This is a genomic window from Neobacillus cucumis, assembly GCF_002860255.1.
Lineage (GTDB): Bacteria > Bacillota > Bacilli > Bacillales > Cytobacillaceae > Neobacillus > Neobacillus cucumis_A.
The window spans coordinates 261864-283949 of sequence record NZ_PGVE01000012.1; the positions used below are offsets into that span (position 1 = coordinate 261864).

The window sequence follows — 22086 nt, forward strand, 5'->3', positions numbered from 1 at the left end:
ACAGTAAAAAAAGGACTATTGTAAAGGATATAAATAAATAACGTCGAAAATGATTATTACACGATGTTTTTTGAAGTAGAAAGGATGGGCGAATTTGTCAGCAAATTTCTGTTTAAAATGTGGTACTGGACTGGAATTTCGTGATATGGATGGAACTATGAGAAAGGCATGCCCCCGTTGTGATTTTATATTCTGGGGTGACTATAGCGTTGGCGTTGGAGCATTAGTCATTAAGGATGAAAAGATCCTGCTAGTGAAACGGGCACATAATCCTGGAAAAGGATACTGGACGAATCCAGGCGGATATATCGAACAATTGGAATCGATTGAAGATACGATTATCCGAGAGGTTGAGGAAGAATCAGGAATAAAAGCAAAAGTAAAAGGAATTGTTGCGATTCGAGATCTTCCACGTAACATTCATAATCTTTATGTTGCTTTTGAAATGGAATATTTGGATGGAGTTCCAAGACCAGATGGTGTAGAGTCTGATGAAGCAGGGTTTTACAGTTTAGAAGAAATCGAGTCGATGAATGTAGCCCCCTTCACGAGATGGCTGATACAAGTTGCTTATCATGGAGAAAGTAAAGGCTTAATGAAGGATAATGATCCAGTAGTACCTATGCATGATAGTATTCTCTTTAAAGTTTGATAAAATCACTAAGCTGCCACAACACGACTAAACTATCTTTACCTCTTAAAAAGAGATCATGATAAAACTGTCATGATCTCTTTTTTCCTGAATCAATGTTAGTCAAACGAAATTTCCATTCCTTTTTCACTGGATTCATAGATGCCACATAAAATTTTCATCATTTCTAAGCCGTCTTCCACTGGACTTAAGGTCTCGGTTTCACCTAGGCAGACTAATACGAAGTGATTGATTTCATTTTGAAAGCCTTGTTCGAAGTCAAATGTTAACGAATCTACCTGAGGAGTCATGTTCAATATCGTATTGTGCTTTTCAGTAATGATTGATAATTCTGGTTCAACTTCGAGTCCTCCCTTTTCTCCATACAGTTTGACTGAGATTTCATTCTGTTTTGCATGGAGAGTAAAACTGACATCTACCATTAAAGAAGCCCCGTTTTCAAATCGGATCAACGCATTTGCCATGTCTTCAACGGTATTGATTTCCGGATTATAATCTGCAGCTTTATAGAATGAGAGATTATTAATATTAGATCTGTTCCCGAGCTTAGTGTAGGTATTCCCGCTAATCGACTTTACTCTCGGTTTCCCCATTAAATACCAGCAAATATCAATCATGTGTACGCCAAGATCAATTAAAGGTCCTCCACCTGATCTTTCGATATCTGAAAACCAACCGCCTGGATTTCCGAGTCTTCTTATGCAGGAAGCTTTGGCATAATAAATCTCACCGATCTCATCCGCATCAATAAAATTCTTTAATATCGCTGTATTGGACGCATATCTTCTGACAAAACCGACTTGAAGGATTTTTCCGGTCTGTTTTACAGTTTCTTCCATTTGCTTAGCCTCAGCTACAGTGGTACTTAATGGCTTTTCTACTAGAACGTGTTTTCCTGCCTTTAATGCGGCAATGGCGATCTCCGCATGGGAGTGATTCCATGTACAGATACTGACAGCATCAATGTCTTGATCAGCTAGTAATGACAAATAATCTCCATAAACTCTGGCAGCACCATATTTATTTGCCTTCTCTTCTGCTCTTTCTGTATTCTTGTCACAAACGGCATATAACTCTACTCTTTCATTACTTTGATAGGACTGCAAATGCATATCCGAAATGGACCCAGCACCGATAACCCCTATTTTAAGTTTCCCCATTACTCATTCTCCCCTTCTATTAAACTTGTTCCCAAATTCTCCGAACATTGTCTAAGCTAATCTTTGAACCCCTCTTACAATCTTCCATACCTTCAAATTCTATGGAGATAAAGCCGTCATAATTTGAGTGCTTAATCACTTTAATGATTTCATATATATCAATGTCCCCATGGCCAATGATGGAGCCTCTTAAATAATTCCCAGAAGTTGTTTGAAACCATCCCTCTCCAGGGTTATACGTTTCAGGCCGGTAATAAAAATCTTTCATATGAATCATTGAAGCATGTTGAATATTTTTCTTGACTGCTTTGATAGGATTTTCATCTACACAAAGAAAATTTCCGGTGTCTAATGTGGTTTTGAAATTATCCTTATTTACACGATGAAGCAGAGCTTGGACACGGTCACTTGCTTGTACAAAATATCCATGGTTTTCAACACTAGTTGTAATACCATATCCGGCTGCATAATCCGCAATCCTTTTACAAGCATCAGTGAGCCTTGGTAAATCTTGTTCAAATTGTTGAAAAGAAGTCTCTCCGATAGGTCTCCATGCCACATCATGACGCATAAGCTTTACCCCAAGTCTATTTGCAATATCGACTTGTTTAGTTACTCTTTCTACTTCTTGTTCAAATTGCTCTTCATCCACCGTAATAAAGTTTGCTCCAATGGCATAATTAGAAATCTTAATACCAACATTTTCTGCTTTTTGGCGTATCGCATCTGTTAATTCCGGATTTTCGTCCAATGAAAACCCCATTGGGACGATTTCAATATGTTCTCCGCCTTGTTCCGCAGTCCATTCGATTGCTTCAAGGATATTTAATTCCTTTGACTTAAGGGCTGAATATAAACTATAAGAGCTTAAACCAAGTTTCATTTTCTACCTCCAAAATTAAACATAAGTGCAATTCATTAATATGAACCTTTACCACCGAAAAGAATGATCATATAAAGAAGAGGAGTATTTTGATACTCCCTTGCATCAACGATTGCACTATTGATTAGCTAACGTGATTTTTTCTCCTTCTAAGGCTGACAGGTTGATTGGCAGACCCACTTCATTCGATTTGTTTGCCGCTAATGTAGCAGCAAGAGTTTTTACTCCATCTTCATAACTTGATAAGAGAAGTGCAGCATCCCCCTTCAGGACCGCCTCAATAAATCGTCTATCCTGCTCCAGATAAAAATCCACCTTCGATTGGTAGGTATTCGAAGAATCTTTTTCAGCAATAGTAAGATTTGTTCCATCAATCACCACACGGAAATCCTTACCTAAAATTTCAATGCCAGAACGATGGTCAAATTGAATAATGGAAGAATCAAGATGTCCTACAGCACCAGATTCAAAAATAACATTCACCGATGTGACATCTGGAATATCCATATTAGGGATATCAGATAAAACCTGTAACCTCATATTGGCATAAACTTGCTCAATATCACCCGCTAAATATCTCATTAAATCTAATGTATGAGTGGACTGTTCTACAAGTTGTCCGCCGGATTTATTGATTTCGCGATACCACGGGGTAGGAACAAAGGATGTTATGTAATGTCCCCTTACCATCGCGATCGTCTTATCCTTTAAATAGTCTTTTGCCTTCGCAACTGTATCCAGATAGCGTAAACAATAGCCTACTCCACAGATAACCCCTGATTCTTTGATGACTTTCGCCTTCTTTTGTACCGTTTCTAAATCGAGGCCTAACGGCTTTTCTACTAATAGATGAATACCGCGCTTGACGATCTTTTCTTCAATCTCCCCGTGTGCAAATGGAGGAACACAGACAAAGACAGCATCTAAGGCTTCATTTTCAAGCATCTCATCGAGATCGGTGTAGACCGCGGCGTTAAATTCCAATCCTTTTTTCTTGGCGCTTTCTTCAACGATGTCACATACAGCAACTATTTCTGCATGATCGCATTTTTTCACATTCTCCAAATGGACTCCAGCAATTCCGCCTACACCTACAAATCCAACTTTTACTTTGCGCACCTGTTACCTCCTAAAAGTTTCTCACTTTTGAATTGCTAGCTAATATGACATCCATATGACGCGCGGTATCATTCGGCAGCTGTTTTGGATTGATGGCATAAGGGCTTAGCTCAGCTGTAATGGTATCGTTATAGCCGATCTCTTCTAGTGCATCGACAACAGCAGGCCAATTGACATCACCAGCTAATAGAGGGACAAATCCAGTGATGTTCCCAACTGCTGTACTAAAATCCTTTACATGGACTTTACTGATTCGTTTTCCAAGAATCCGAATCCATTGTTCTGGAAAACCAAACTGGAGGACATTCCCTACATCAAAATAAGCTGTTGCATAATCAGAATCTAACTCATCTATATATCGCGCCATTTCAAGCGGTGACAAAAGGAATTTATTCCAGACGTTCTCTATTCCAATGGCAACCTGGCGTTTTTCTGCTTCAACTAGTACTTTTTTAAGTTCTTCTTGACTTCGGTTGTAACAATCATCATAAGATACATTCTTTGAGACTGAACCGGGAACGACCAACACTGTATCAATCCCCATCACACTAGCTAATTCTAGTTGCTTGAAGATGACTTTTCTGCCCTGTTCTCTTATAGTTGAGTCAGGAGATGATAAGGGACTTTGCCATAATAACCCGGTGGAAATGCTTCTTAACTGTAATCCGTAAGACGAGGCTAGGGTAACAATTGCTTCTGCTTCACCTGGTGTCGTGTCCATTGTTAAACCTATTCCTCCAGAATTGTACAGGTTCAATTCAACCGCATCGAAGCCAGCTTCTCTACTGAATTCAAATACATCTTTCAAAGAAGTACCTTCTGGATAGCACCATTGATTAATACCTTTTAACATGCAATCATCTCCTTAAATTTTTATCAGCTTAACAGGTTGACGTTTGGCTGCGGATTCATAGGCAGCTAAGGCAACCTCTAGTGCTTTTAAGCCATCAGTCCCTGTGATGGAAGGGTCTTTTCCAGTGGAAACACTATTCAAAAAGTCACTTATCAATCCAAAATCCATGTCATCTCCCCAAAAATTCCAATTAGCACCGCTCTTGTCATAAACATCTAACTTTTGAGCAAATGCATCGACCTTAAGGGTTCCTTCACTGCCGATAATTTCTAGCGTTACGTCCCCCCAGGTTGGATAGGTTTCGTTACGTGACCAGCTGCAATCCAAAGTTGAAAATACATCATTATCGAACTCAATCGTGAGGATCCCACAATCGTCGATGAGATAAGAGGAGATGGAATGGTCAATTTCTGCATATACTTCTCTTGGCTCAGAACCCATGAACCACCTCATGATGTCGACCACATGGACGGTATGGTCAATCACAGCTCCTCCACCTGAAAGGTTAGGATCGACAAACCATCCGCCGGGATTGGTCCCACGATTGGTGCCTTTAATGGCGAGGATTTGCCCAAGATCCCCATTGTCAATGATCTTTTTGGCGCGAAGAATCGCTGAGTTAAATCTTACCGGGAACGCTGTTTGCAAAATGACCTGATTCTGCTTACATACTTCGATCATCTCTTTTGCATCTTCCAATTTCGACGCAATGGGTTTTTCACACAAAATATGTTTACCAGCCTTTGCTGCTGCCACGACATGTTCGCGATGTTTGCTATTCTCAGATGTGATGATCACGGCATCTAGATCCTGTTCCAGTAATTCTTGATAACGGCTGAAATATTGAGATTGATATCTCAAGGCTGCGTTTGTACCACGATTTTCATCTTCATCCGCGATTCCAACCAATTGAACTCCATCAATTTTGGTTAATGCATCTGCGTAACTATTGGCATGGCCATGAGCAAAACTGATAATTCCCACCTTCATCGGATTTGTGCCTCCTCTTTTTGATTTTCATTAATGACAACCTCTCTGCCGGTTTCAATTGATTTAAGGGCAGAAAGCGCGATTTCCATTGCTTTATAGGCATCTTCTGCTGTGACAATCGGGGCCTTGCCGGTTTCAATGCAGTGAATAAAATGGGCTAATTCCATGAAATAAGGATTGTCCTTTAACGGACTTTCCGGTACAGCTACGCCACCGCCAGATGTACTTTTCTTTCTGCCTTCAAATAGAACGGGAACAGACTTGGAGCTGTCATGTTCAATAATTCCGCTTTGACCCGCAAATTCAAATCGAGTAGTAAACGATTGATGCGCCCAGGATCCTTCTACATGAGCAATCACGCCGTTTTTAAAGCGGAGAGTCACCAACGAATAATCAATTCGCTTCAAAATCCCATTTTTGATGCTTTTGGCATAGACTCGCTCCACTTCCCCAAAACACCATCTCAGGAAGTCAAAGTCGTGGATAATCATATCTAACACCAATCCGCCGCTCTTTTCATAATCCGCATACCAGTCATCAGATCCGTTTGGAAATCCTCCCCCTCTATACGTACGTACAACAGCGGTATTTCCAATTGTTCCTTCCTCAATCATCTTTTTGGCACGAACATACTCAGGAAAGAATCGCACCACATGACCAACAAAAAGCTTGACATCTTTTTCCTTACAGTAATCGATCATTTCTCGAGCATCAACTAGGTTCCTGGCAAGGGGCTTTTCACAAATGACATGCAGCCCTTGATCGGCAGCTATTTTCAAAAAAGGCTTATGAAATGGCGTAGGTAAACAAATGGAAACGACATCCACTTTTTTCAATGTTTCTATGGCTTCTTCAAATGTTTGGAAGGCTGTAGTTTGTAATTTTTCAGCCAGCTTCCCCGCTTTTTCCAAATCTTTATCGACGATTCCAGAAAGAACGGCATTTTCCATATTGGCAAAGGCTTCTCCATGCACATTTCCCATCGTGCCAGCCCCAATTAAAAGTACATGTAACACTCTCATCTCTCCCTTAGTTTTATTAAATTGGAAACAACCCTAGATCTAATGAGGCTGGGCTGCTAGTTCATCAGCCTTGCAAAAAAATAAACCGGTTGCCCCCACTACACATGCATAGCTGCCAAGACATGATTTCTCGATTTTTACACGTTCCACCATACTTTGAATGCCATGCTTTTGAACAGTTCTACGGATTGATGGCAGGATTAATTCTGATTCGTTCATTACACCCCCGCCCATTATCACCGCTTCTGTATTAAAAAGATGGATCAGATTAATAATCCCTAATCCAAGATATTCCCCAGTTTCTTCCAGCAAGCTGATTGAAAAGGAGTCCCCCATTTTTGCCGCCGTACAAATATCTATAGCATTTAGCTCACCTATTTTAAGTTCTTGCATCAGTTTTAAATGGCCTGTTCTGCGCATACCCTTACACCTCTGACTCTCCCAAACTTCCTTTTTCCAGTGCCTTTATTAAGTATAATAAACGGCATAGTATTAATTGAAAACACTTACATTTCTAAAAATAATAAATACATAAAAAATGAGTAAAAACTCATACACCGCAAAAAATCTCTCAATAGTCCTGCCTATAAAGGATATAGTAGATTCAGATAAAAATGACTTAAAAAAATAATAGGTTAACCTTTTTCAGTTATTTTAGTTAATCAGTCCATTTGCGCTAGAAAAAAAGGATAAAGGAAAATAGTAGGATTTACTTTCCACTATTATTTCTGAAAAATAAAAGGAGAAGATTTTGTAAAGGTTGTGATCGATAAATGCTTTATATAAGAGATATTGAGAAAATAATTGAAAATACATTGCAAGAACACAAATTAACGGTTGATTATGAATTTAACAATAACCTACCCGCACCTATGAGTTTTAACGTATCAAATACTACGATTAAGTTTAACTATTTACAAATTAATGGATACCTAGCTAATATTAACTTTAAGATTAAAGAGACAGATGAAGACTGTGTAAGACTTATGCTCTATCATCAGCTTGGATATTATTTAGCATTTAGGAACAACAAACATGATTTAAGGGTTTTAAAGTATTTCGGGGATGAAAAAAAAGCACAGCTTCTAGCTAATATAGAATCCAAGGCCTGGGATTATGGCAGAACCTTGGTTCCGGAAAAATTAGTAAATTCCTATGATAAAGTCCGTGAATTAGATAAAATGCTACTAAAAAACTATTAAAATAAATGAAAAACTTTAAAAAAGTAATGGGGGTCTGACTCCCATTACTTTTTATTTTAAAACTTCTACTTGATGGTTTATATACAACCAGATAGGCAAAAGCCGGTGAATGTAGACAAAGTGACTTTAAAGCTTTTTATTTGAAATCTGTTATTAACTCAATAATAAGTGTGGGTAATTAATTATTAAATTGAAACTGTCTCTTTTTGAACTGCTTCTTTTAATGCATCAATAATCATTTTAAATACTATTAAATCTTGTTTATAATCTTCTGGCGTAGTTTTAGGCTGTGCCCCGTTTGTTACTACTTCATAAAACTCTTCGATTTCACAAGTATAAGGATCTTTGAAGGTTGGGCGAATGACAGTTTCATTATAGGTATCACCAACTGTTTCCTTCACGATCAAGGTTGTTGGCAAATGGCGAATATAAGGAGTATCGTATTGAACGGTCAGTGATTTCGTATCACCGAAAACTTCGATGGAAGCATCGAATCTTCTTTGATTATCCACCCCTGTTTCAAAAGTGGCGAAAAACCCGTCAAATTCTAAAATAGCATTGATATAACCACCGCCTTTCCATTGTGCAGCTGAAACTACGCGCTTTGGCATGCCAATGATTTCTCTCATCGCTGAAATATCATGACTGTTCAAGCCGCATAATAGACGGTACGCTCCGCTAATTTCTTGTGGGGCCTCTCCAATCGCTTCTAAAACCATCTTCTTTGCCCGGTCTGTTTTATCCTGGATCGCTTCTGCAGAAATATCGTTGAAGCGATGCACGATACTGGATTGTTCAATAATTAAACGATTTTGTCCGATAATATCTCTAATTTTTGCATAATTGATTTTGCTCAATTTCTTTACTTCTTCGACGCCCTGTAAGAAAGCTGGAGCAAATCTTCTCATATAGCCCACCATAATTTGAACGCCATTTGCATCTCTTGCTTTAATTATTTCATCTGCTTCACGTTGTGTTAGGCACATTGGCTTTTCAATAAGGACATGCTTTTTATTATTCATGGCAGCAATCGCACATTCAGCATGATATTCGTCACTGTTTAAAACAAAGACAGCATCTAAATCAGGTTGTTCACAAAGATCAATTGGATTGTTATAAAGACGAGTTACCCTATACTTTTCACCCATTAATTGTAAAAGCTGTTCTGAAATATCACATAGAGCAGCAATTTCAAAACGGTCTGCTAAACTATCTAAAATGGGAAGATGAATAATTTGTGCGACTTCTCCTAAACCGATAACTCCAACTTTTACTTTTTTCATATGACATAACTCCTTTATCAATTAGTTATTTTTTTGAATCAATCTTTTACCCTTTAACTGAACCAGCAACAGCACCATGGACCATGTGTTTTTGTACAAACAACGAGAAGATAAACGGCGGCATCATGGCAAGAGTTGCCGCAGCAGTTAGGCTGCCCCAATCAGTCGAAAACTGTTGCATGAACATTTGAATACCAACAGGAATGGTCATTAAATCATCGCCTCGTAAAAACGTGCTGGCTACTAAATACTCATTCCAAGAAAACAAGAATGAAAAAATTCCTACTGCTGCAATACCAGGTCCGGATAATGGGAGCGTAATCCGTAGAAAACTTTGAAGCCTAGAACAACCGTCAATCCATGAGGCCTCTTCCAATTCTTTAGGAATAGAATCAAAGAATCCTTTGTACATCCAGATTGCAAAGGGAAGGTTTCCTGTAATGTAAAGCAAAATGACGGACCAATACGTGTTTACGAGTCCTACATTTCGAAACATAATAAACAAAGGAATTAAGACAAGAATTCCCGGAAACATTTGCAAAAGGAGCAAGGATTGTGAGTATCCTGAAATAAACCTGGAACGATAACGAGACATGGCGTATCCGGCAAAGGCCGCGATAATAATACTAATTAAGGTACCAGACAGTGCTACGATCAAACTGTTTTTGAAGTAAGCACCAAAGTTTGTGCTGGAACCTAGATGAATATAATTTGAGAATGTGATTTTGGAAGGGAGAATACTTTTTGATGACATAATCTCTGAAGTCGTTCGAAATGAATTTAAAAGCATGGTGATAATAGGAAAGTTGACCAAAATGGTAAGGACAACCATGACCCAAAACAGTACTATTTTTTTTCTTTTTTTGGAGTTCATGATCAATCCTCCATCGTCTCAGAATTTTTTTGCTGCTTGAGAAATACAAAAGCAATGACCATTAAAATAATCAGTGTGATAATTGCGATGGCTGCACCGTAACCAACATTATTTGTCCCAAATGTCAATCGATAGGCTAAGATAATCAGATTTTCAGTACCATAATCCGGACCTCCCTGGGTCAACAGATAGATGGTATCAAAATCGTTTACCGACCAAATGGTCATAAGTATCCAACAGATAATCGTGACACCTTTTATATGAGGCAAAGTAATATAAAAGAATTTTTGCCATGAGGTGGCTCCATCAATATCAGCAGCTTCATATTGACTTTCGTCTGCACTTTGAAGGGCAGCAAGCAAGGAAAGCATCATAAAAGGGAAACTTCTCCAAATTTTAATAATCGAGACGGATACAATTGCCCAGGTTTTATCTGCTAAAAATAGGATGGGATGGATATGAAACCAGCCGAGTACTTCATTTATCAGGCTTGTTTGATCTCCAATTAACCAACGCCAGCTGACAATCGAAACAATGGACGGAATAATCCAAGGCACTAATAATGCTACACGAAAGAATCCTCTGCCGAAAAAGTCCTGATTTAATATCATCGCGAGAATTAATCCGAATAAATAACTTCCCAAAACAGAAACAACTGAAAAAATCAAACTAAATTGCAATGCATTCCAAAAATCCGGCATCTTTAGGACTTGTGTGAAGTTATGTAATCCTACAAAGGAACCCTGTTGAATCAGGTTTCCATTTCGGACGCTGTAAACAAATCCAGAAAGTGTCGGGTATAAATTAATCAATAAAATCATCATGAGTGAAGGAAGGATAAAGGTAAAAGGTAACAGGTTTTTTTGCCGTTTAGGTCTCCGATTTCGTTTGTAAAGTTTTTCCTCCACTACAGTGGTCGAAGTATTAATATTTCCCACTCCTTTCTACAAGGAAGAAGCTTTTCATCTTCCTCCTTGTAATTAATAATTGCTCCATATACCTTACTGCTGCTGACTCATAATATTTTTAAAGGCGTTGTTTGCTTTATCAATGATGTCCTTACTATCCTTACCCATACTGATTTGTTGTGTCATGGTTTGCAGAAATCCTTGTCCTTCGACCGTATTTAATTCAGGGAATAGGGAAGCATTATGAAAAGCCGTCGTTTTTGCGATAGGAAGATATTTGTCAATAATAAACTTTACATCCTCGTTATTTTGGATATATGGATCTGCTTGGAAAGACTTGCGAATTGGCAACTGTCCTACATGTCCTTCTGTCCATAGTCGCTTTTCATTCTTGGACCACCATGCCAAGAATTTTTTCGCTTCATCTGGGTATTTGGTTTGTTTATAAATCATAATGTTATTGATCCAGTTAATCGTTCCTTGATCCCCATGTGGGCCGGTTAATGGAGTCAGAATACCGATTTTATCCTTTAGTTCGGGTAATGATTCTTTAAGACCTGGACCATCGATTAGGATGGCTGCTTTACCTTGTGCGAAAGACTTTTGTGCATCTGCACCTTGCATTCCTGCACCGGCAGGGTTTAGTGATCCATCTTTTTGCATATCTAAAAGGAAATTAACCGCTTCAAGGTTACGCGGATTAGTTAAATCCGGCTTACCATCTTTTGTAAATAATCCTCCGCCATTATTAATCATCAATGACATGACATAATGAGAGCCGCCGGTGTCATTCGGCATGACTATTCCATAGTTACCATTTCCACTAAGCTTTTTCGCAGCTGTTCTAAGTTCATCCCATGTGGAAGGTAAAGTTGTGATTCCTGCTTTTTCAAATAGATCTTTTCGATAATAGATGACTCGAATATCATCGGCCCATGGCAATGCATAATAATGTCCATCATACTTCATCGAATCAATGGAGCCTGGATAAAAGTCATTGACATCTACTGTATCTTTTTGAATGACATCATCAATTGGAAGGATCGCTCCCATTTGCGCAAACTGGAATGCTTGGTATCCTGCTCCTGTACTAATATCAGGTGCAGAACCGGAGGCAATGGCTGTAGAGAAGGTTTGATACCAGTTGTTCCAAGGGGTAGATTGATACTTTACATGAATTCCGGGGTTTTCTTTATTGAATTGATCAACTAGTTTCTTTGCCGTTTTTATATATTCAGGTGGTCCCCAAACCATATCCCAGAATTGAAGTTGAACAGGTTGTTTGCCGCCACTAGAAGAAGAAGCGGTTTCATCCGATCCCTTCGAACATGCTGCAAGCCAAGTTAAGGATAATAACAGTGCAATAAATACAGAAATCAGTTTTTTACTCTTTCTCATGTTTTCACCTCTTAAATTAATTTAATAGATTTATGTTTAAATAATTTAGTAAACTAATTTCTTGGTACTGAAAAGAGCTGATTAACTTGACCTTCCCCACTTATCATTCAAATAATCTCTATTGAACCAATCGTAAAAACGTTTACATTTTTCTATAAAAATAAAAACGTTTACATTTTTTATCAAAAAGTAAGTTTATCAATGTAAACTATCATCATGACATACTTACCTGTGAGTTGCTATTTACTGCACCACAGCTCTCCCTTATGATTAATTTCATATCAAATACTAGAGTTTGAGGAGAAAGAATATCCCCTTTATTTTCAATTAGATTCAATAATAATTTTACAATGGCAGCGCCCATTTCACCAATCGGCTGCTGAACGGTGGTAAGGGCCGGTTTAATCAATTGTGACATTTTGATATCATCATACCCCACTATTGCCATCTCCTCTGGAATCCTGATACCCATATTGTCTAAACACTGTATAGCCCCGAGAGCTATCATATCATTAGCACAAAAAGTTGCAGTAAACTTTTCGGGCGATTCCAGTAACTCTGACATAGCTTCATATCCAAATTGAAATGTGGGACTCCCTCTTTTAATGAGTGATTCAAAAACAGCTAATCCTTTGAGAGTATGAGCATTCCGATAACCCAATTCACGATCAGGGCTGAATAACGGCCCGCCTATATAGGCTATACGATTATGTCCAAGATCAATCAGGTGTTCGACTGCATCCAAGGCACCTCTTAGATGCATTCCTCTCACCTTACTAATTCCAGGAATATTTTGGTCAAAGGCTACCAAAGGAATATCATAATCTATCAATTCATTAACCATTGGGTGATATCCATTCTTATGAAAATCGTTATTGGTAGCATAGATGATCCCGTCAACTTTTCTTTGTATCAGGTTTCTAAAAAAGGCACTTTCCCTTTCTGCTGGATTATCCCAAGTAGATGTTGCACAAAGTAAAACCGTATATCCAGCCTGCCATAATTCCTCCTGAATAACCTCTGAAACTGAGGACCAATATTCATTTGATAGAACAGGAACGATTAATCCAATTGTCTTTGTTTCTTTCATAATCATTGTCCTTGCGATTTGATCGGGGTTAAAATTTAATTTCTTGATTGCTTCCTCTACTTTTTTACGGGTAGTTTCTTTCACACGATCCTTTTTATTTAAAACCCTTGAAACCGTTGCGATAGAAACACCTGCTTCGTTTGCAACATCTTTAATCGTTTTCTTCATTTTTGCACCTTACCACTTCAGAATGTAAACGTTTTTACTATGTTTTTATTTTATATCTAATTATTGGTAAAGTCAATAAATTCAGAAAATAACAAAAAAATAAATAAGTCTATCAACTATTGCTTCATTTTTTAATGATGATATGCTTTATACTATTCCCAACTTCTATTAATGCATTTTGATTATTCCTTTAATAAAGCCTTCCGGTTTATTTTTCAAATCTTCATATGCCCGATCTACCTCATCTAAGCTGTATGTATGGGTAACTAAATCTTTCATATTAAATTTTTTATTTTGAATAAGTTTCATAATTGATTCCATTGCTTTTAAATGAATGTATTCTCTACGCTCATGGGCATTAATTACTGTAATTGCTTTCCAATTCCAAAAATCCATATTTATATTTCTATTTCCATTATTGCTTTGATGGTATCCTACAATGGATAATACACCATGAGCCCCCGCCATTTCCCCTGCTAATTGAAGTGCATCTGGAGAGCCGCTAGCTTCCACGCTAACATCAACACCTTGACCGATTTCATCCCATTCAAGGACCTTATATTTTGGTTCAATTTGATCAGGAAATACTGCCTCATCGGCCCCAAAACTTAAGGCATGATCAAGACCCTCTTGCCGAACGTCAACGGCGATAATTTTTCCTGCTCCCTTTAATTTCATCAATTGCAGGAAACCAAGTCCCATAAACCCAGTTCCGACGATAGAAATGGTATCTCCCAGTCTAACAGGAGTACGATCAGCACCACTGACTAAACAGGATAAAGGCTCACCAATTCCTTCAATATCGTCTAGTCCATCTGGAACTTTTACCAATTGCTTATAATCCGATTTAGTATATTCAGCAAATCCTTTTTGAAATAATCCGGTAACCCGGTCTCCTTTTTTAAATCCTATTACCTGGTCCCCTACCTCTTCAATAATTCCGATTGGCTCATGTCCCAAGATCCTTTTTGCAGTCTCATCCATACCATTACTCCATGGATAAGCTTCAGACATACAAACACCACATATCAACACCTTTATTAATACTTCTGTAGCCCCAATTTCAGGCATTGGCATTTCTATTACTCTGCTTTTTCCAGGACCAATAAGAATACTAGCTTTCATTTTATTTCTCACTCCTATATTTCTTCTAGATTTAATCCTTATTTACTACTATCTGGAACGATATTTAAGCAAAAATCTAAACGTTTACATTTTGCATAAAATATCATATAACTCAATCTCCCTTATATATACTTGATCTTTTCCAAATCCACATTTGAACAATACTATTTTCATTTATAAGTCAATGTATATTCGCCCAACATGTATTTTATGATTAGCACGAAACTAGAATTTCACTGTTTTAAATAGACTATATCAACACTTCCTTTCAAAAGATTAAGCAAAGAATGGATAACACAAAAAATATTTCAACTACGTTTGTGTAAACGTTTTTATTTTTTATTTAACATGCATCAATACTATTTGTCAATGTTTTTTGAATACTTTGATTTTTTGGATAATAATAATTTAAACGAAGTTTTTAGTATGATCCAGTAGGATGCTATAAGCTAAAACTATATAAATGTTTGCCGTAAATTCGCCTTGAAATGGCTCTGGTTTAAACCTTTTTTTGATAAATTATTCATTTTATGAAACCGGTTACATATATATTTATATAACACTCATAAATTTATGAAAAAGGGTTTATTAAAAGGAGAAAACTATGGCCACCATTCGAGATGTAGCAAAGTTAGCAAGCGTTTCCGTAGCTACCGTGTCACGAGTCATTAATAAAAATGGGTATGTAAATAAACAGACAGAAATAAAAGTGTTAGAAAGCATGAAGCTATTAAATTATAAACCGCACACCATAGCTCGTGCATTGTCCAATAAGCAAACCTATACGCTGGCTCTAATTTTACCGGATATTACAAATCCTTTTTTTCCAGAGCTCGCCCGAGCCATTGAAGATACGGCTACAAAGTTTGGTTATTCTCTCATTCTAGCTAATTCTGACAGCAATAAAGAAAAAACAACCAGTTATATTGAATCACTAACTAATCGATATGTGGATGGAATTATTTTTGCTTCCCATGAACTTTCTTTAGATAAAATAAATCAAATTAAAGATTCAGGAATCCCAATGGCTACTTTAGACCGAGCTGTTAATTTGAAGGGGCTCCCCTCCATTGGTGTTCAAAATTATGAAGGAGGGATTATGGCAGTAAAACACTTGCTATCAATGGGCTGCTCAAAAATCGGACATATATGTGGACCCATTTATTATCATACCTCCATCGAGCGGTATAAAGGATATGTTGATGCTTTAGAAGATATAAATCAATTCCACCCTTCATATGTAGTACAAGGAGACTTTTCAATAGAAAGCGGTTTTGAAATGGCAAATCGCCTTTTAAGTAATCACCCGGAAATAGATGGAATATTTGCTGCTAATGATTTAATGGCAGTTGGAGCACTTAAGGCTTTAATTCGGTTAAAAAAGAAAATCCCGGAAGAGGTTGCCTTGATTGGGTTTGACGGTATTTCCATTACCAGTCAAATGGAGCCTGAAATCAGCACGATTGCCCAACCGATTTACCAAATAGGGGCTATGGCCGTAAATTGCTTAATTGATCAAATTCAAAAAAAGATCCCCTGCGAGCAGAGTGGTCAAGAGTTGGAATTAAAATTGGTGGCTCGGGCATCCACGTTAAAAAGTAAAGGCCATTCCTCCATTTAATGGAAGAATGGCCTCTATTATATATCTCGATTATTTGTGCAAAGCCAACTTCATAAACAAGTCTTTAAAAACTGCATCTCGATTTATGAAGGATGCATACCGCATAAAATGTCTGGACGAATCAAAACTCCAAGTGTATTGATCCGTTAAAATGGGGCTGTGAACAAGTTCTGTAGTTACAGCATCATCCAGAACAAGATAAGCGATCGTCGAAATATCCCAAATTACCCTAGAATAACCAAAATGATCATTATGGCAATTTTTAAATCGATCAACAAGGAAGTCTCCAATTTTTCCATGGCCGCTCACATATTGCTCCATCTCAGGCAATGTGGTTAACAAATGGGAAGCAACGCCCATACAAGGAATCTGCACTAAAGGAACTCCACTGTCAAAGATAACTTTGGACGATAGAATATCCTGACGCAAGTTAAATTCTTTTGTATCGGGCCAATGGAAAGCATGCCCCCCTAGCCAAACCACCACAATTTTTTCAATAATGCTTGGTTCTATTAATAATGCAGATGCAATGTTGGTAATCGCCCCGATTGAAACCACATATAAAGGATCATCTTTGTCCGATTTCATAGCTCTTTCTACCAAATCTAAGGCTGCTTCAGTTCTATATGGTTGATTTACATCAGTCAAAAATGCTCTTGAACCCTTAAACACAAAATTTTTCGATGAAATATTTAGTCGGTCCAAAATCCTTAGGATTTCATCATAACTTTTTTCCATCCCGTCTTCAGGACCTGTGGAAAGCTCATTATCAAAAGGGGCGGCATAAATGGCTTCTACATCCAATTTATCTTTAGATTGCAGCGCATACACAATTGCAAATTGGTCATCGATTTCATTAAACGTATCTGTATCAAGTACCATGCGAATTTTCTTATTTGGCTTTTGAAGTCTTTTTACTAATTTGTCGGCATTAATTTGAGGGAACTTCATTTCTAACACTCCTTTTATTTTTTTTACTTTATATATGGAAATCTTGCTATCTAGCAATTGATCCCATTACGTCTATTGTTATCTTTTAAAAACAATTCAATCTCTTCCCTGTGGGGAATCGATCCTTGAGCGCCATTACGTGTGACTGAGATAGCTGCTGCAGCAGAAGCAAATCTCAAACAATCTTGTTTTGGTAGATTCATGGCACTGGTGACGGTAAATACTCCAATAAATGTATCTCCGGCTGCGGTGGTGTCCACAGCTTCAACACAATAGGCACTAGTAAAAATATATTCACCATTTTGGTCTAAATACAGGGAGCCTTTTTCACCTAGTGTTATGATGACTTCCCTGACCCCTGAATCAAGCAGCTTTTCTGCGGCTTTTCTGGCTGTTGGTTCATCAAGAACTTTGAAGTCGGTAATAGTTTCTGCTTCCGTTTCGTTTAATATAAGAACATCGATGTGCCTAAGAATGTTTTCTTCCATTGCAATAGCCGGGGCAGGGTTCAAAACCACTCGAATCCCAACAGAATGTGCAAGTTCGATTAAGTATCTAGTAGTCTCCCAAGGAATTTCATTTTGGAGCAAAATGGTATGAGAAGTTTTAATTACTTCACTTAATTTTAACAGGTCTTGCTTGAATAATTTGGCATTGGAACCCTCAGATAAAACAATTTGATTTTCACCTGACAAATCCACCGTAATAAAAGCAATACCTGATTGGTCTTTTTTTGTCAAAATATTCGAAGTGTCCAAACCCATACTTTGGAAATTCACCAACAATTTTTGTCCAATCTCATCCTCACCTACAGCTCCTATCATAGTTACGCTGCCTCCCGCCAAAAAGGCAGCAATCGCCTGATTCGCTCCCTTGCCTCCTGGATTATAGGCGGTTTTCAATCCTTTAAGCGTTTCTCCCGGTAACGGGAGTCTAGGAACATGGGTTACGATATCCATATTGATGCTGCCAATGACAGTGATACGTCTCATACCCCACCTCAACTCTTATTCTTTTGAACCTGTTCCTACAATTCCTTGTACAAAGTAGCGTTGCAGAGTTAATATCAAAATGACTGGAACAATGGTGGATAAAACAGATGCTGCAAACATTTCATTCCAAAAGGTAGCATGTTCTGTAACAAAATCACTCATTGCCACTTGGATTACTTTGTAATTGTCAGAACGTGTTGCAATCAGTGGCCACATAAATGATTCCCATTGAAAAACAAAGATTAATAAACTAGCACTTACAGTTACAGGTTTACATAAAGGCATAATGATTTTCCAATAAATTGTCCACCATGAAGCACCATCAATTCGTGCAGATTCCATTAAAGAATTGGGAAGATCCATAAAAAATTGCCTATAGAGGAATATAACCAGCCCATTTGCAAGTCCCGGTACGATTAGTGCATAATACGAATCGATCCATCCCAGTTGATCGACAAGGCTATATAAAGGGATGGAAATGACTTCAAATGGAATCATAAAGGTAATTAACACAATAACAAAGAGCACCGATTTACCTTTAAACTCAAATTTGGCAAAAGCAAATGCGGCCATGGAATTGATAGGAATGGAAAAAACGACACTTAGTATCGCAACATAAAGGGTATTGAAAAAAATTTTTCCAAATCCCCTTTCGGTAAACAAATTAATATAAGCATCCAGTGTAATTTGGGTTGGAATAAAGGTTTTCCACGAGATAGGTGAGACATATTTAAAAATTTCCTCGAGTGGACGAAATGAAGAAACAATTGCAAAAAACAACGGGAACAAAATAACAAAAGCTAAGACGGTATGAACTATGTAGAGTAATATTTTCTTACTTTTGTTTTTTGTTGATTTTTTTGCTGATACATTCGGATGGAGCAAAATCCGTTCAGAAGTTTGGGTATCGGTAAATGCCTTTGTGCCGCTCATATAGTGTTCCTCCTTTCCTAATGTTTTGCTTTTAATAATTTAAATTCTGCCAATATAATAAGCAGGATTAGAACCAGAAGGATCATGACGATAGCAGATGCTCTTCCCATATCAGAATAAACGAACGCACTATTAAAACTTTCATTCATTAAGACATTTGTACTATTTTCAGGTCCTCCTTTTGTAAGAATATACATTGGAGCAAATAAGAGGAAATTGGCTACTGTATCCGCAACAATGACAAACGCTAATGGGCGTTTCATCATGGGAAGAGTGACATTTTTAAATTGTTGCCATTTTCCAGCTCCATCGATCGAAGAGGCTTCATATAAAAACTTGGGCACCTCCTGCAATCCTGCCAAAAGAAAAATCGCCCAATACCCAATACCTTTCCACGAAGCGATCAGGATGATTATCCATAAAGCCTGGGCTTTACTTCCCAAAAACGGCTGGGCATCTAATCCCATTGCAACTAATATCGTATTAATGACCCCTTGTTCCGGGTTAAGCATCACATTCCACATAATTAAAGCAATGGGCATTGAAACGGCAATGGGGATAAAGTGGATAGCCCTGAATAGGCCAATACCCTTTATCTTTTGATTTAATAAAATTGCCAAAATAAAGGCGCACGCGATTTGTATCGGATTGATAAAAACATTTAACCATAAAGTTACTTTAAACGAATTCCAAAAAACAGGATCTTTAAAAAGCAGCCAATAATTTTCCATTCCTACAAATAATCTTTCTCCTGCCTTAAAAGAAGCTGTAGACAAACTTTCAATAAAGGCATCAATAATCGGATATAGTTTAAAAATAATGATTCCAATAAATGCAGGGAGTAAAAAAAAGTATGGTACAGCCTTTTCCCTTTTCATTTTTCACACACCTTTTAACTAAGGATACAGAATGTGAAACAGGAAATGTCAGAAGAACCGGCATTTCCTATCCCTTATTTGTGAACTACTAATAAAAAGACTATTTTACGGCGGATGTGTACTTTTTCAACTGGCGGTCAATTTGAGCAGCTGCAGTATCTAAAGCCTGCTTTGGATCCGTTCCATTTTTAATATCTTCATAGGCCTTATTCACCAGTGTTTCCCATTCCAAATAACCAGGAGTCAGCGGGCGTGGGACTGCAGTATGGCTCGCTTCATATGCCCCTAATCTATTAACGTTTTCAGGGAATTTTTCATATTTTGGATCTGTTTCAATCTGCTTCAACAAATCCACATTTGCAGGCAGCCCTTTTGTTTGATCCTGCCAAATTTGTGCACCTTTTCCGGCTGTTAAAAACTCAACAAATTTTGCTGCTGCTTCTTTTTTGGTAGAATATTTCGAAACGCCAATATGCCAGCTTCCTGTCGGTGTAACAATTTTTCCGCCCTCAAAATAAGGATGCGGTGCAACTCCGAAATCAATTCCAGCGTCAGTAAATGCTTTAATATTCCAAGTTCCTCCTACAAAAAAAGCAATTTTTCCAGACTTGAAGTATTCAGGTGCTTGTTCGACAGGGATTTTTGGACTAACCTTCCAAGTATTAAATAAATCGTAATAAAATTTCCCAGCTTTAATGGCTTCTTTTGAATTAGTATATCCTTCGGAAACAAGCCCATCCTTATCTACGGCTTCAGCCCCCAATCCTTGTGATAAAGGTAAAATTTGATAAGGACGGCTGATTTGTTCAAATGAAAATCCAAATACATCTGTTTGCTTATCTCCGTTTTTGTCGTATGTCAGCTTCTTAGCTGCTTCTACTACTTGCTCCCATGTCCACCGTTTTTCAGGTTCCATCGGCGGTGGTGTTACCCCTCTTTCTTGCAGAATTTTCTTGTTATAAAATAATACCTGGCTTGATGAATTTAACGGAGGCGCCATTAGCTCGCCTTTATAGGAACCAGCAGTAACCGCAGAATCAATCCATTTTTCCTTAATGCCTGGACTTAAATATTTATCAAGTGGCTCCAAATATCCTTTTACTGAGTAATTTGTTACTAAGGGGACGTCAACATCTATCAAATCAACATCTTTGGATTTTGATCCCATTTTTACTTCAATGGTCTCAAATAGAGATCGGAACGGGTAATGCTCTACTTTTACTTTTATGTTGGGATTCTCCTGTTCAAAACCGTCAATAACAGCTTTCATAGCTTCTTCACCTTGAGTTGATACATACGTCAACTCAACTTTGCCAGAATCACCGGCCTTAGAATTGTTTGAACTGCTGCTCACATCTTTGTTTGAGGAACATCCGGCACTGGATAGTAGTAGTGCGGAAAACAATAAAGCATAGACTCCTTTTTTCATTGAAATCCTCCTAACTAGTGATAATTTTGATAAAAAACGCTTAACAGTCCAATGTGAAGATTATCCTATGCTGTCTATTGATCTATGTCGCAACGATCGTTTTACCGAATTTCCAGTCCAAAATAAACTAATTAACTTTTAACAGTTCAAGACTTTTATAGATAATTGCAAATACCATTTGTGGTAACGGTTACATAATAGACCATATAATAAACTTTCTTCTATTTTATGTGCGATGATGATTTTTTCTATATTTATCTCTTTAAGAATAGTTTTTTGTGTAAAGACCTCCTCTTTTAAATTCTCTTATAAGAAAACGGTTACACAATTATTTATATTTACATCATCAAGTGTATATTCCCAAAATTCTCATAATAAATGGCAAAAATCGTCTTCCATTGGTTAGATTGTTTAAATTCCACTTACAGGTAATTTATCCCAATTAAAAAAGCCTACAATTTCCTGTAGACTCTCTAATTCTCTATTTCATTTTTTTCAACTTAGTCTTCTTCCTGTTTCTCTCTACTAAAAATTTAACTAAGGTACCCTTTTTGA

At 37.6% G+C, this 22086-nt stretch carries 21 protein-coding genes; 3 read left to right on the plus strand and 18 right to left on the minus strand.

The genetic code is table 11. From position 1 onward, the window contains the following. The first annotated feature begins 94 nt into the window (after positions 1-94). Entirely contained in the window at positions 95-652 is a 558-nt protein-coding gene (locus tag CVD27_RS02090; protein WP_101646231.1) for an NUDIX domain-containing protein, read from the plus strand. A 98-nt stretch (positions 653-750) separates the two neighbouring features. Here the strand turns inward: CVD27_RS02090 and CVD27_RS02095 are convergent, their stop codons facing one another. From CVD27_RS02095 to CVD27_RS02125, 7 genes are all read right to left on the minus strand, one after another. Beyond that, positions 751-1812 (minus strand): Gfo/Idh/MocA family protein, encoded by a 1062-nt coding sequence (locus tag CVD27_RS02095; protein ID WP_101646232.1) that lies wholly within the window; start codon positions 1810-1812, stop codon positions 751-753. Positions 1813-1831: 19 nt separating this feature from the next. After that, positions 1832-2695 (minus strand): sugar phosphate isomerase/epimerase family protein, encoded by an 864-nt coding sequence (locus tag CVD27_RS02100; protein ID WP_101646233.1) that lies wholly within the window; start codon positions 2693-2695, stop codon positions 1832-1834. Positions 2696-2812: 117 nt separating this feature from the next. Then, positions 2813-3814: a Gfo/Idh/MocA family protein gene (locus CVD27_RS02105; protein WP_101646234.1), complete on the minus strand. Its 1002-nt coding sequence runs from the start codon at positions 3812-3814 to the stop codon at positions 2813-2815. 10 nt (positions 3815-3824) lie between these two features. Next, positions 3825-4667 carry a sugar phosphate isomerase/epimerase family protein gene (locus CVD27_RS02110; protein WP_101646235.1) on the minus strand — a complete coding sequence of 281 codons (843 nt, stop codon included), beginning with the start codon at positions 4665-4667 and terminating at the stop codon, positions 3825-3827. Positions 4668-4679: 12 nt separating this feature from the next. Further along, positions 4680-5657, minus strand: a complete 978-nt coding sequence (locus CVD27_RS02115; protein WP_101646236.1) for a Gfo/Idh/MocA family protein — start codon at positions 5655-5657, stop codon at positions 4680-4682. Continuing rightward, positions 5654-6673 (minus strand): Gfo/Idh/MocA family protein, encoded by a 1020-nt coding sequence (locus CVD27_RS02120; RefSeq protein ID WP_101646237.1) that lies wholly within the window; start codon positions 6671-6673, stop codon positions 5654-5656. The genes CVD27_RS02115 and CVD27_RS02120 overlap by 4 nt, the downstream gene beginning before the upstream one ends. A gap of 45 nt (positions 6674-6718) precedes the next feature. Then, on the minus strand, positions 6719-7099 hold the full coding sequence (locus CVD27_RS02125; RefSeq protein WP_101646238.1) for an ROK family protein: 381 nt from the start codon (positions 7097-7099) through the stop codon (positions 6719-6721). A gap of 353 nt (positions 7100-7452) precedes the next feature. Here CVD27_RS02125 and CVD27_RS02130 point away from each other — a divergent pair, with 353 nt between their 5' ends. Next, a complete protein-coding gene (locus tag CVD27_RS02130; RefSeq protein ID WP_101646239.1) occupies positions 7453-7881 on the plus strand; it encodes a hypothetical protein in 429 nt (142 codons plus the stop codon). 185 nt (positions 7882-8066) lie between these two features. On the opposite strand, the gene CVD27_RS02135 is transcribed toward CVD27_RS02130, so the two are convergent. The 6 genes from CVD27_RS02135 to CVD27_RS02160 all read right to left on the minus strand — a co-directional run bounded on the left by CVD27_RS02135 (position 8067) and on the right by CVD27_RS02160 (position 14727). Beyond that, positions 8067-9164, minus strand: a complete 1098-nt coding sequence (locus tag CVD27_RS02135) for a Gfo/Idh/MocA family protein (RefSeq protein WP_101646240.1) — start codon at positions 9162-9164, stop codon at positions 8067-8069. 46 nt (positions 9165-9210) lie between these two features. Then, positions 9211-10038 carry a carbohydrate ABC transporter permease gene (locus tag CVD27_RS02140; protein WP_101646241.1) on the minus strand — a complete coding sequence of 276 codons (828 nt, stop codon included), beginning with the start codon at positions 10036-10038 and terminating at the stop codon, positions 9211-9213. 2 nt (positions 10039-10040) lie between these two features. Then, a complete protein-coding gene (locus CVD27_RS02145) occupies positions 10041-10976 on the minus strand; it encodes a carbohydrate ABC transporter permease (protein WP_257984226.1) in 936 nt (311 codons plus the stop codon). A gap of 63 nt (positions 10977-11039) precedes the next feature. Beyond that, complete coding sequence (locus CVD27_RS02150) at positions 11040-12344, minus strand: ABC transporter substrate-binding protein (RefSeq protein WP_101646242.1); 1305 nt, start codon at positions 12342-12344, stop codon at positions 11040-11042. A 214-nt stretch (positions 12345-12558) separates the two neighbouring features. Then, positions 12559-13602, minus strand: coding sequence for a LacI family DNA-binding transcriptional regulator (locus CVD27_RS02155; protein WP_101646243.1), 1044 nt, complete (start codon positions 13600-13602; stop codon positions 12559-12561). 168 nt (positions 13603-13770) lie between these two features. Continuing rightward, complete coding sequence (locus CVD27_RS02160) at positions 13771-14727, minus strand: zinc-binding dehydrogenase (RefSeq protein ID WP_101646244.1); 957 nt, start codon at positions 14725-14727, stop codon at positions 13771-13773. Between the two features lie 604 nt (positions 14728-15331). On the opposite strand from CVD27_RS02160, the gene CVD27_RS02165 reads away from it, so the two are divergent. After that, positions 15332-16348, plus strand: coding sequence for a LacI family DNA-binding transcriptional regulator (locus CVD27_RS02165; protein WP_101646245.1), 1017 nt, complete (start codon positions 15332-15334; stop codon positions 16346-16348). Positions 16349-16378: 30 nt separating this feature from the next. Here the strand turns inward: CVD27_RS02165 and CVD27_RS02170 are convergent, their stop codons facing one another. The 5 genes from CVD27_RS02170 to CVD27_RS02190 form a co-directional block, all read right to left on the minus strand. After that, a complete protein-coding gene (locus tag CVD27_RS02170) occupies positions 16379-17299 on the minus strand; it encodes a nucleoside hydrolase (RefSeq protein ID WP_101646246.1) in 921 nt (306 codons plus the stop codon). 50 nt (positions 17300-17349) lie between these two features. Continuing rightward, a complete protein-coding gene (gene rbsK, locus CVD27_RS02175; RefSeq protein ID WP_101646247.1) occupies positions 17350-18291 on the minus strand; it encodes a ribokinase in 942 nt (313 codons plus the stop codon). Positions 18292-18306: 15 nt separating this feature from the next. After that, entirely contained in the window at positions 18307-19224 is a 918-nt protein-coding gene (locus CVD27_RS02180; protein ID WP_101646248.1) for a carbohydrate ABC transporter permease, read from the minus strand. 17 nt (positions 19225-19241) lie between these two features. Next, the gene (locus tag CVD27_RS02185; protein WP_101646249.1) at positions 19242-20102 is read right to left on the minus strand and encodes a carbohydrate ABC transporter permease; all 861 of its coding nucleotides are present in this window, start codon (positions 20100-20102) and stop codon (positions 19242-19244) included. Between the two features lie 100 nt (positions 20103-20202). After that, a complete protein-coding gene (locus tag CVD27_RS02190; protein ID WP_101646250.1) occupies positions 20203-21531 on the minus strand; it encodes an ABC transporter substrate-binding protein in 1329 nt (442 codons plus the stop codon). Positions 21532-22086: the final 555 nt, after the last annotated feature.